General features: G+C 34.1%; 8 protein-coding genes. All 8 read right to left on the minus strand.

Annotated elements, in window-relative coordinates:
* Window positions 1-71 precede the first annotated feature (71 nt).
* The 8 genes from IQ236_RS14620 to IQ236_RS14655 all read right to left on the minus strand — a co-directional run bounded on the left by IQ236_RS14620 (window position 72) and on the right by IQ236_RS14655 (window position 12182).
* Entirely contained in the window at window positions 72-1520 is a 1449-nt protein-coding gene (locus IQ236_RS14620; protein WP_193869918.1) for a phospholipase D-like domain-containing protein, read from the minus strand.
* An 18-nt stretch (window positions 1521-1538) separates the two neighbouring features.
* Complete coding sequence (locus tag IQ236_RS14625; protein WP_193869919.1) at window positions 1539-5087, minus strand: serine/threonine-protein kinase; 3549 nt, start codon at window positions 5085-5087, stop codon at window positions 1539-1541.
* Window positions 5088-5477: 390 nt separating this feature from the next.
* Window positions 5478-5660, minus strand: coding sequence for a hypothetical protein (locus tag IQ236_RS14630; RefSeq protein ID WP_193869920.1), 183 nt, complete (start codon window positions 5658-5660; stop codon window positions 5478-5480).
* An 82-nt stretch (window positions 5661-5742) separates the two neighbouring features.
* The gene (locus IQ236_RS14635; protein WP_228041649.1) at window positions 5743-6237 is read right to left on the minus strand and encodes a nucleotide exchange factor GrpE; all 495 of its coding nucleotides are present in this window, start codon (window positions 6235-6237) and stop codon (window positions 5743-5745) included.
* Window positions 6238-6304: 67 nt separating this feature from the next.
* Window positions 6305-6661: a J domain-containing protein gene (locus tag IQ236_RS14640; RefSeq protein WP_193869921.1), complete on the minus strand. Its 357-nt coding sequence runs from the start codon at window positions 6659-6661 to the stop codon at window positions 6305-6307.
* 12 nt (window positions 6662-6673) lie between these two features.
* The gene (locus IQ236_RS14645) at window positions 6674-9433 is read right to left on the minus strand and encodes a tetratricopeptide repeat protein (RefSeq protein ID WP_193869922.1); all 2760 of its coding nucleotides are present in this window, start codon (window positions 9431-9433) and stop codon (window positions 6674-6676) included.
* Window positions 9430-9972 (minus strand): LysM peptidoglycan-binding domain-containing protein, encoded by a 543-nt coding sequence (locus IQ236_RS14650; RefSeq protein WP_193869923.1) that lies wholly within the window; start codon window positions 9970-9972, stop codon window positions 9430-9432. The genes IQ236_RS14645 and IQ236_RS14650 overlap by 4 nt, the downstream gene beginning before the upstream one ends.
* Window positions 9972-12182 (minus strand): Hsp70 family protein, encoded by a 2211-nt coding sequence (locus tag IQ236_RS14655; protein WP_193869924.1) that lies wholly within the window; start codon window positions 12180-12182, stop codon window positions 9972-9974. Before IQ236_RS14655 ends, IQ236_RS14650 begins: the two co-directional genes overlap by 1 nt.
* Window positions 12183-12233: the final 51 nt, after the last annotated feature.

Genomic DNA, 12233 nt, shown 5'->3' on the forward strand with positions numbered 1-12233 from the left:
GAGAGAGCAGAAAATACCAACCTGAAATTTGTAATAGGGGTTAAACACAGTAAAATGTAATTTTTAATAATTCAATTTTCAGCCAGATTCATCCCACTATTAAACAAATCCTCAAGAGTTGCTGAGTCTCTAATAATAACGCCCAACTCATCTCTATATGTTAAATTAGGATCTGCTCTAAATGACAAAAAATTAAAGCTGGTAACTATCCCAAACTCAGCATCACAAACTAAAATTTTACGATGAGTATTTTTAACTTTTTCAAATCTCAAATTCTTGTACTGAGTAGATAATTCTTCTAATTTTTGAATTGATATGGGATTATTTTGTTGGCTTGAGCTTTTGATTCCATAAAAAATATAAACCTGTATTTTTTTCTTTAAAGTTTCTTCCAACATCTCAAGAAAGTTTTGATCTACAACATATCCTGTAATCCAAGGCGAAACAATCATTAGTCTTTGTTTGGCTTCTTTTAAAGCCTTAAATAAATAGTTGCGATGTTCATAGGTATGAATAATTTCTGAGATTTTGCTTTGTGTTTTAAGTTGGTCAAGTTGTTGTTTTAGCTTTCTACGTTCTTCTTTTTTAATTGATGGATTTTTTGAGTCAGTAAAAGAGTCAGCATCATCATCAAGAGAATGAAGTTTCACACTGAGCTTTTCTACAGCTTTTATATGTTCATCATTAATAGGACTCAAAAATTTTCCTTCTGCTAAGTTATCATGGCTCAATTTATCTTGTTCAATTTCTTTAAAAATTGGATCGAGTATCTTGTTACCCCCTGCATATAGTTGTTCTATAGTTGTTCTATATTCAACTTGAATATTGCCTCTCGAAAAAATTTCATATTCAATTTCTTTATCATCAGGATTTCTTTGATACAAAACCAAGAAAAGTTCATGCCATTGAGTATAGACTTTTTCTATATTGTTCACCTGAATCAACTCAATACGATTAGAGCTATTAAAATTTTGCAATAATTTTTCAATCTGTTCATAATAGTCAACTATATCTTCGATATGACCTTTTCTTGGCTTTTTTATAATCTTGTTTAAGCCAAAATTATTATTTTTTGAATCAAAGGATTTTAAGAGTGATTTCTCTCTCATCTCTCTCAATTTACCATTTAAAGCATCGATATAAAAAGTTTTTGTTTCTGATATGGGAGCTAATATCGTTTGCTTTTCTAAACCATCTAAACCTAACTCTGTTAGCTTGAAAAAATCTTCTCTTTTGATTAAATTTTTAGATAGTAATTCTGATAAAACTTTCTCTATCAAATTTTCATCCATTCCTAAGAAAAAAGCTATTTCTCTTTGGTTATTTAATTCCTGGCTAATACACTTCATAACAAATTCTTCAGCGAGTTGTAGCTGTCTATCGGCCAAGTAAGTTAAATCAACATTTAACACATGAAAAGGATATCCAATTGGTTGACAGTCAATAACTAGGGCTTCTGGCAGTGAATGATATTTACGAATCTTATTTTCAAAATCTTCATCTTTAACTTGAGTGTTCATAATTAAATCTCCTAAAATCTACAGAAAGTTTCCAGAAGTGATTCGAGAACAGAAATCACTTTTTTCATCGATATATTCTATTAATGGCTTAAAAGGATTAGGGATTCCATTCGGAGTTCGTCCCTCATAAGCCATGTTATCATTACCAACGATAATAAGTAACTGTCTAGTACGAGATAAAGCGACATTAAGCCGTCTATCATCGGCAGTAAAACCCAGTTTCCTCAGAGGGTTATTTCTAACTAAATCATAGATAATAATATCACATTCACCCCCTTGAAAAGCATCAACTGTGTGGATGGAGATATGAAGATTTTTCCATAGTTGTTGATCATTAGGAGCAATAGACGATTCTAAAATGCCAATTTGCGAACGATAAGCAGCAATAACACCCACTTCTTTAGACAAATCATGATCTTCACAATCCTGTTGAATTTTTAAAAGAACGGCTTTAATCACTTTTGCTTCATAGGGATTACTACGACTTTTGCCATTTTCCCTCTCTTGAGACTCTTTTATTGGAACATCGCTAGTTGAAATCCAATAAACATTTTTATCGAATTGCTTCAATTGATGTTGTTTCTCGTCTTGATTTACTCGTTGACTAGAAACTTGATCTTCATAAAATAAATGACTGACTAAATTTCCGATATCAGGGTGCATTCTATATTGATGATTAAGAGTAATTTTATTAGTCTTTGGGAGATTTTCATAAAGATATTCAAACAAGCTAATTTCTAGAGATTTTTTTTGAATTTCTTTTTCATTCAAGGCTTTTTCTTGTAATTCCTGATCGATAATTGGTGGAAGTTGTTTATGATCCCCTACCAGTATAATTTTCTTCCCTTTTGAAATGGGAACGAAAGTTTCAGGAGCAGTTGAACGTCCAGCTTCATCGACAATTACCCAATCAAAGTTACGATCTTTGAAATTAGCGACACCTAAACAAGTTGCCCCAACTACATTTACACCCTCTATAAAAAAGGAAATTAGATCCTGTTGCTTCCTTTTAAGCCTTTCATTCCAATCTTCATTTAATTTTTTCAACTTGATATATCTTTCATGATATTCTCGGTTCTCGCCAAGAATATCTTGTAATCCTTTGTATTCCTCATTAATCCAATCGTTAAGCTGTTTTTGCTCAGGATATTCGATCCCAAATTTAGCCACATATTTTTCAATTGATTCTAAAATTTTCTGCTCTAACAATAGTTTTTCATAGATCATTTCTAATGAAATATCAGAAAATTCTTGAGAAGCCAAATTATCTTTGGAAATGACTAATTCAGAATTTAATCTTTCAATTAATTGTGTTAGTTTCTTGGTCAAACTTTGTAATTCTTTATTTTGTTCTTTAATTTCTTCTATATTAGCAATCTTTTTCACACCTGATAACAGTTGCTCATTTTGTTGCTGATAACTTTTCCAATACGCTAATGATTTAGACTGAATTAACTTTTGCCAATTCAAAATAGCTTTTTCTATTTCAAATTGTCTAGCATCTTCTTGAATTCTTTCTTCCCGCCCAATTCTTACGCATTTAATTTCCTTACTAGCAACGCGGGACAATCTGGTTAATACATTATCTACAGCTACATTAGATTGAGATGAAATTAAAATTTTATCCTTGGGGTATTTATCAAGAATTTGCAAAATAATTTCAGTAATCACAGAAGTTTTTCCTGTACCTGGTGGCCCTTGAATGAGAAAAATATCTTCAGTTGCAAGTGCTTTACATACGGCAAGTTGTTGTGATTCATCAAGTTTTTCATTGAAAAATCGATGAATCAATAAAGGTTCAATTTGTTTAACATTTGTTGGATCAACTATGACTTTAGATAATTCAGCATTTTCAGAATCACCATGTCGAATTTCTCTCAAAGCTTTACGTCTGCGCTCTACCTCAGACTCTTGAGCTTTGAAATTGGTTTCTATTGTTCCCTTATCTAGTATAGATGCTAAAACTTCAGGAGCGCAAAAGTCCCCAATACTGATATATAGTTTTTCAATTAATTCTCCATTGCTTGACCTTTCACCCTCAACAATTTTACCGATTGCCCATTGCACGGTTCTTTGTTGATTAGAACGCGATAATCTATTTATTGAAATTGTAACATCCAATGCCGGGGATGTTACTCGATCAAATTGTTCAAGAGATATTAGTTCTTTTAAGGTTAGAATAAGAATTTGCCTTTCGCTATCATAATATTTTTGTTGATATTGAAAAATTTGTTTTTTATCGCTAATAATTTTCTTTTCAAGTTCAATAACATCTTGCCATTGCTCAAAAGTTAATTTGAGAGCTTCACTATTTGACTTTTCATTTTGTACTTCTTGCTCTTTCTCTAAAATTAGATTAACTAACTCACTCAGATCAGTTTTTCTTTTGGGACTATCACCAACATTAACTATTGGATCTACTTTAACAGCAACTCCCTTTTCTATAATGATTTCCTGTGTTTTAGGATTAGTAAAATCAGGTGCATTATATAAAACTATTGCGCTAGGATCATTATGGTCAATAAAACCATAATAAACTTGAGATAAACTTTCTATGAAGATTTCGACAGTTAATCTATCTTCTCTGGTTTGTTTGGGACTCTTGTTTATATATAAAACTCCTGAATCCGCTTTTAATTCAAATTCAATATATCTTTTGATTTTTACGAGTTGTTGTTGAAAGTTACATTTGTTTGAAATTTGCTTTTGAAATGAGTCTGTTATGCTAAATGTTACTCTTATTCTTTCAGATAAATCTTCTTTCAGGTTAGCAATTGCTTTTCTGATTTCATCAATCTTAGGTCGTTTTTCTCTATCTTTATCTGTAGCTTTTTTGAAAATGTCTATTATACATGAAGCATTAGAACCAGCTAATGTCTCCTCAGCAGACTTATAAAGAACAGTTTTATCTCGTTCTTCTTGAGAATCAATTCTACTTTGTTGAGAGGATAACAAATACAGAAATGTCATTCCCAAAGAGTAAACATCAGAATCTCTGGATACTCCTTCACTATTAATTTGTTCGGGAGGAGAAAATAGACGAGTATGATAGCTTCTGATTGTATTGGTCAGAATAGTGGTAGTGATAATTGCTATACCAAAATCGAGAACTTTTGCTACTGGTTTCTCACCTGTATCAACAATTTTAATATTGTCAGGTTTAATATCCCTATGTATAATATTCTTTGAATGAGCGTGGCTTATGCCATCAATAATTTGCAAAAATATATCTAGTTGAGTTTTTAAGTCAATGCCATTATCAAAATAGTCTTTTATATTTAGACCATCCAAATATTCCAATACTAAATAAACGAGTTTATGGCGTTCTTCATAACCTTCTTCTATAAACCTTACAATATTTTGATGATTTAAACGCTTTAAAGTCTGAGTTTCTCTCTCTAAAAGTTTAATGGCATTTTCTTCTTCTGTGGAAAGGGTTTTAATGGCATAGCGTTCTGTAGAATTTAACTTTTTAGCTAAATAGACAATACCACTGCCACCTTCTCCGATTTTCGCTTGGATATGATATTTGCCACCAATAATTTCATCTTTAAGACAAATCGACATTATTTTGTTTTCCTTTTACCGAGTTAAAATAAAATAGGAACTTTTTTACAGCTTTTAATGACTTTATAAAACATTCAACAGCAAACATCTGTCTTAGTCATGCTATAAATCATGGGACTGTGAGCCATGTTGCAATTAAATTAGGGGGTAGCTGACAAATAGCCAACGAAAACAGATTGTCAACTTAGGATATCTGCTTATGCCGTCGCTATCTGATCGCATCCACCATTTTTTGATCGATATAATAGAAGTTTATACCTCACATAATGTTTTGTAAATCAGTGAAATTACGGAACTTTAATTTTTTAATGTTCCGGTTCAATCTACCCCCTCGTTAGTCGAGCTATGTCATTGAAATCTGCTCTCTAAAACCGAGGGGTGATGCTGCTATCAGTCCGAATCTGATTCGTTTCTCTCCCATAAATACCGTTCTGAATCTCGTTCTAATTTCCGATCTAAGGCATTTTGTTCTCGGTAATCATCGTAACTATCCTGAACGTCGCGGTCGTAATCATAGTCGTGGTCGTCGTTATCGTAACCGTCTTCACCGGGGCCAAAATTATCGTAACCCATGGTCAGAATTCCTCTTGATCAGTTCTACTGACCTATTGCAACCTGCGAACAAAATTACGCAAATTCTAAAAAAATTTTTTATTCATTCTAATTTAGAGGTAATCACCTCAATCGGACGCAATAGCTTGTTATTAACTCGAAATCCTTGACGAACAACTTTTGTAATGGTTTGAGGCGACTGATCCGGTCTAACTTCTCGATCAACAACTTTACACACTTCAAAATCAAGCTGATTTCCTTCTAATTCAATGGATTTTACTTCTCGTTTTCCGAGAATATTTAATAGTTTTTTCTGAATACTTCCGACTGATTTCGGTAAACGTTGAATAAACTGGGGACTAAGATCGGGATTATTAACCATATATTCCATTAAAAAGTCTAAAGCATCGACTACTTCTAATAATTCTAAAAATAATTCTTCATTAGCAGATTGATTTTGAGAGTCTTGTTCGCGTAAAGTTTGTTTTAGTGAAACTTGTTGTTTGAGGAGAGTCCCGATTTCATTAACGATGCGATCGCGGATTTCACTACCTAATTTAACTTGACTCATTTGATGATTGCTGGTTGGGTGATTCATAGTTATTCTATCCTAATTAGTTCCCCAGAAACCCGGTTTCTCGAAGAAACCGGGTTTCTATTCTATTTTAAAATAAAGTTGCTCCTAGATGTTTATCGACTTCGGAAATTTGATTAATTTGCTGAATCATTGTTTCTAAATTATCAAATTCTGATAAAAACTCAACTTGAGGTTCTGGATTTTCTAACTCGGAAAAGTCAGTGCGTTTAAATCGTTGAATAGGCGGTAAAATCGGGCGAAGATAATCGGCTAAAATTCGTTCTTCCTGATTCATTAAGGTTTTTCTAGCCTTAGCAATTATATCAGGAGAATAGCTGCGTTTTTTCATTGCTAAAGTAAACGCTTTGGTTATTTCAGCATTGGAAGCACCCGGAGATACTTCCAATACATCATAAGGATTCGGATTAGATAATTGATGATCCATGATTAAATCTTCCTAATAATAAGTAATTCCTAACTGAGAGAAAATCGGCTTAAATGCAGGTTCATGGGGACAAAGTTGATAAGCAAACCGTGCCAGTTGCATAATTAGCTCGTGAGGTAATTGGTGACTTTCTGCACCCTTGATTAAAACGATAATGAAATGTTCAGCCAGATAGCGACGAACTGGGTCGTATTGACAAGATTTGGCTCGTCTAACAGCATCTTCATATCGATCTTTTTTCATCAATTTATGAATTTCATTTAATTCTTGACCCATTTGATAGATTTCTTTAATCTCTGATTCTTGGGGGAGTAGTTCATAGGCCCATCGACTAAAATTATATAAATCTTCAAAACTTAAATTATGTTGATTAAATCCCTCAGCAAAAACTTCTAAGCAGATTTTACCAATTTGGAATTTAAGATCCTTATTGTTTGAGTTTTTAGCCCGACTAACTGCCTGTTCAAATTTACCATTTTTCCAGAGTTTATCAATTTCTTCTGCTACTGTTGTATATTCTATTCTATTAATTAAATCAATAATAATTGGATGATGAGCTTCGATTTTTTGGAGATCTTTGAGTTGTTGTAATGCTTGAGTAGAATTAATGGTTTTATTGAGTAAATTTTGACGAATTTTTTCCGTTTTATGCTCAATCAAATAACTCCGAGATTCTTGGCTGTTTAAAAGTTCATACCAAAATTCAGCAAAACTCAACTGTTCATCTATATTTGATATAATGTTCCTTTGATTTTTACATAATCTGTCAATTTGATTAAACCATTCAGAATTAGCTTGAAATTCATGTTTAACTAATTTCAACACAGAAACAGCCTGTTTCCAACGGTTTTGTTGGAGATAATAATAGCCTTCTGAATAGGATAAAAACCCCTGAGCAAAACGTTCAGCTTCTGTTTTAGGAGATATCCCAGAGGGTTTAATTTTGATAGCTCGTTCTAAATCTCCTTCAAAAGCCGCCGCCACCGCTATACCAAAAGGACTATAAAGAGCTACCAGAGTTTTAACTTCTAAAACTGATGAATTTGTAACTTTTGGAAGTTGTAATGTTTTTAAAGAATGTTGATGACGTTCATAACATTCTGGTAAGATCAAAAGATAATTAATTTTAGCACTAAAGTTAGGAAACTTTTGAATTAATTGTAAAGCCAGGGTATCTCGGCGGAAGCGATCGCGTAACTGTAAATACTCTTGAGGATGATCATCTTTGAGGGTATCAATAGAAGTTGATAGCAAAGATTGTAAACGAGTAGAAACCTCTGAATAATTTATGGATTTGCCTTGTAACCAAGAGATATTTTTTAGGTTTAGGGATGGGTCAAGATTAAAATTTGCTAAAGCTGTTGCACCTGCTATTAACCAATCTCCGCGTTTATTAGGATAGATTTGAGCTTGATAGTAACAAGCAACAACCCAATTATGCAAGGATTTAATATCACAATTTTGAATCCATTGACTTTCTGTATTTTCAACAATTCTTAACCAATCTTTTTGTTGCCAAATTTCTGACTCTAAACGAGGTTGAATGTGGTCTTCTAAGTTAGATTTAACTATAGGATCAACACCATGTTTTTTGATAAAATTACTGCTACTAGACAGAGCTAATTTCAGCTTATTATTATTAACATATTCCTCAATTTCTCTGATTTCTAACAAACGTTGACGTTGAGTAATATTTTGGAGAATCAGACGTTGCTCTTTAATGTTAGGATGAGTCAAAGATTGCCATTCTCGATCCGCTTGTTGCAAATTGTTCTGCTTAAAATAGGCAAAACCTCGCAAGTAATTCGCCTGTTGTCCAGGCATTTTTTCTAAATAATGAATCACCTGATTCCAGTTTTCTGTTTTGACTGATAAAAGACTTAACCGCATCCGAGTTTCTGTTAACTCTGGTAATAACATTAAAGCTTCTTGGTAGTGCGTATCTGCTTTTTTAAAATCTCCCGCTTTCTCAGCTAATAGTCCTTGATTAAATAATTTTTTACCCCGAATAACCCGACTTAATTGTTTGACTAACTCTTGTCCATCTGAACGATTAAATTGAGCTTGAGCCGGGTTTAATACAGCCAAAGCGTCTTTAAATTGACCTGCTTTTGCCATCAATCTAACTTTTTTTAAGGTTACTTCATATTGTTCTTCTTGCTTGACTTGAACAGAACAATTTTGAATTGCTGTTTGTAACTCAGGAGTCACAAATAATTCTTGGGCTTGTGCAAAATAAGCTAAGGCTTGCTTAAACTGTTTTTGTTTAGCTTGCTCTTGACCTGTGGCGAAAAAACTTTGAAATTGATGGCGACGTTGAATTTCTTTTTGACAACTATTAATGGATTGAATTAACTTCGGGTCATCAATCAGATTTGTACATTTTTGATACAGTTGTACAACCTGTGATAAGACGGTAATATCCATTGGATTCTTTTGATCAGAGGCTTCAAGTTTCCTCGCAGAAGCCAAGGTTTTTTGAACCATTTTAACTTGACTATGCCATGTGTTAACCTGGGGTTTAAATTTTTCTAGTAAATCTCCCATCGCCATATATCTAAATCTTTGTTCAAAAAAAGTAGGCGATGATGGCCATTGAGCGATGACTTTTTTACCAATTTGAACAGCTTTTAGGAGTTGCTTCCGTTGCGCTAATGTTCGGGCTTGTTGAATATCTTTTTTAGATTGGGCTGCTTTTAGAAAAACATCAACAACACCGACTCCAAAAATGATTAGGCTTAAATAATTAATCCCGTTCAAAATTGATTTCATGGACAATTTTCCTCTAAATTAGGAACAAAAAAGACTTCTCCGATCTCAATTGAGCTTTCTCTGCCTTTCAGGGTGGGGTTAACTGCAACAATTTTTGACAATAACTGACTGTTACCGTAAAATTGAGCAGCAATTCTATTCAGAGAATCTCCTCGTTTAACGGTGTAATAAAAACCCCCACAGGATGATTGAGATCGAGTGAATTTTGGAGTTGATTTGATAGCAGCAGGCTTTAATTCGGGTAAATCGGTGATAGTAGTTGCCGTTGAGACTGAAGGAGGTTTTTGAGACAATAGGGAGGTTCCCATTGCTCCTAAACCGAACCCTAAAACCAGAATTAAAATGGCTAAAATCACCAATTTTCCCGAAATATTAGGTTGAGTATTTAACGAGTTTTCTACGGGAATTGCTATTGATTTTTCGTCAACTATAGGGAGTTCTTGTAGTTGACGAATTAGGGATAAATCGGTTTCGCAATTCGGGCAAATATTGTCTTCGATTTCGGTGCGATCGCAAACTGGACAAGTTAATTTAATCATTAGCGTGTTAATCCTGTAGCAATAGTTCCGGCGGGTAAATCCTGACCTAAATATTTCATAATATCAGGACGAAGTTCATCAAAAATACGATTAATTTCATATTCATTCCCCTGTTTTAAAGCACTAATTAGTTGCAAAAACTTACCTTCCATGACCCTAGCATGACTAGGATTAATCCGATAAGCTTGTGCAATTCCTTCACGAGTTAGACAGATTAACTTAACTGGATCTGGCAGGTTTTCATACTCCCGTTTTGCATCTTCTGCTAGTTTTTGCAGGGCTGATTTATCATTACGCTCTAGGGCTTGATTTAAGTCTCGCACTAAGGTCTGTAATCGCTGTTTTTGGGCGGGATGAATTAAGGAATCACAAACCTCTAGGACAAACTCAAACATAGTTTGATAGAATTGAGCAATATCTCGTTCTTCAGAGGCAAAATTCTCTAATTCTTTGAGTTTATTCTGAGCCGCTTCTAAGCGATCTGATTGAATCTTATCATTATGATAAATTTGATTCGCTGATTTGATTACCTCTCCAGCAATTTCATTGGCATTTTGGACACCCGTTTCTGTTAAATTAGCAGCCGCATTTAGTTCTTTAATTCGTTGTTCAACCTGTCGAGAGATTTCTTCATTGATCCCTCCCCGTGAGAAAGAACAACTAACTTTAACCTCTGGTTTATTTTTGAGTGCAGCCATCATTTGTAAGGAGTTATTTTGTTCATCTAATTCGACCGTGACTAACACTTCTGTTCCGCGTGGATAGGGTTGATCTAAGGCTAACCACATATCGCCAATGCGTTCATCTCGGTCAGTATTATCTAAATCTTTTTTCACCAGATCAGGACTAAAAAATTTAAAATGAATTAAACGTTGTCCGTCAGCTTCTGTTTTGAAATTATGGAATTTTTTAACGGGAAGAATCTCACCTTGTGGAATAATTATAAATCGAGGATCATCGACTAATTCAATACAATAATCACGGGAAACGGTTGTGACTTTTTCGGTTAATCCGGCTGCTACAATTGCCGCCCCTTCTGCGACTGCATACATGGGATTAGGATGTACTAAAACTTGATTGATTGGGAAAGCTTCTCGGATTTTTTGTTGGACTATAGGAACCTGTGAGGAACCTCCCACTAACAAAATTACATCAATTTGATCTAAAGGATAATCAGAATATTTGATCACATCATAGCAAATTTTAACTGAACGCTCAATTAAAGGTGTAATTAATTGTTCAAATTTTTGACGAGTAATGGTAACTTGAATGGGAACCGCCATTCCTAATTCATCTAATAGAGGTGTGGAAGTAATAATCTCGGCTGAAGGCTGACTACTGAGTTGAATTTTGGCTTTTTCTGCTTCAATTTTCAGTTCTCCTAATAAACGAACCCGTTGATAATGGGGCATTTTTGCAATTAATTGATCAACATTATTTAAACCTTCTTGACGGGCGACTTCTTCTTTAACAAATTTAATAATCGAGTGATCAAAATCATCCCCTCCTAACCATAAATCCCCGGCTTTAGCGGATTCAATAAATTGATTTCCCACCGCCGTCACAATTGAACAATCTAAAGTTCCACCCCCAAAGTCATACACTAAAAGGGTTTTAACGTCATCAGAATTAGCACTATAACTATAGGAAATAGCAGCCGCCGTCGGTTCGGGAAGCAGTTCTCGCAAACTTAATCCAGCTTTTTGAGAGGCGATTTGAGTAGCATATCTTTGTTTGTCATTAAAATAGGCAGGAATAGTAACAACGGCTTGATTAATGATACTTTTCTGTCCGGTTTTAGCTTGGTGAGTTTGAGCATTTTGAACTAATTTTTTGAGGATTTCTGCCGAAATATCTTCGGGTTGATATTCTTTTCCTCCTAACCACACGGAAAGACTATTATCTGTTCCTTGAGTGGATTTAGTAATTTTATAACCAAAGCGAGATAATTGTTCTTGAATAACGGGATCATTAAACCCTCGTCCGATGAGACGTTTAATCGAAATGATCACGTTTTCGGGATCGTTTTGCAATTGATTATAGGCGCTATTTCCAACTTTAATTTTACCTTGATCTAAGGCGACGACTGAACGGGTTAATTTGCGATCTGGCGGGGTGTTATCCTCTGCCGTTACGACATCAGTATGGGCTAATTTAAAAGCTGCTACTGAGTTGGTTGTACCGAGATCAATTCCAACGATGTTACCCATGATGTTTGTCCTAATTTAATCTAATATTGATGATTTTTTTGAGTGTAGAAA

The organism is Planktothrix mougeotii LEGE 06226 (assembly GCF_015207485.1).
Classification (GTDB): Bacteria; Cyanobacteriota; Cyanobacteriia; order Cyanobacteriales; family Microcoleaceae; genus Planktothrix.

Excerpts from the sequence above, each read along its gene's own strand:
- IQ236_RS14645 (WP_193869922.1), bottom strand. The coding sequence starts at position 9,433 with ATGAAATCAATTTTGAACGGGATTAATTATTTAAGCCTAATCATTTTT.
- IQ236_RS14650 (WP_193869923.1), bottom strand. The coding sequence starts at position 9,972 with ATGATTAAATTAACTTGTCCAGTTTGCGATCGCACCGAAATCGAAGAC.
- IQ236_RS14655 (WP_193869924.1), bottom strand. The coding sequence starts at position 12,182 with ATGGGTAACATCGTTGGAATTGATCTCGGTACAACCAACTCAGTAGCA.
- IQ236_RS14630 (WP_193869920.1), bottom strand. The coding sequence starts at position 5,660 with ATGGGTTACGATAATTTTGGCCCCGGTGAAGACGGTTACGATAACGAC.
- IQ236_RS14620 (WP_193869918.1), bottom strand. The coding sequence starts at position 1,520 with ATGAACACTCAAGTTAAAGATGAAGATTTTGAAAATAAGATTCGTAAA.
- IQ236_RS14640 (WP_193869921.1), bottom strand. The coding sequence starts at position 6,661 with ATGGATCATCAATTATCTAATCCGAATCCTTATGATGTATTGGAAGTA.
- IQ236_RS14625 (WP_193869919.1), bottom strand. The coding sequence starts at position 5,087 with ATGTCGATTTGTCTTAAAGATGAAATTATTGGTGGCAAATATCATATC.
- IQ236_RS14635 (WP_228041649.1), bottom strand. The coding sequence starts at position 6,237 with ATGAATCACCCAACCAGCAATCATCAAATGAGTCAAGTTAAATTAGGT.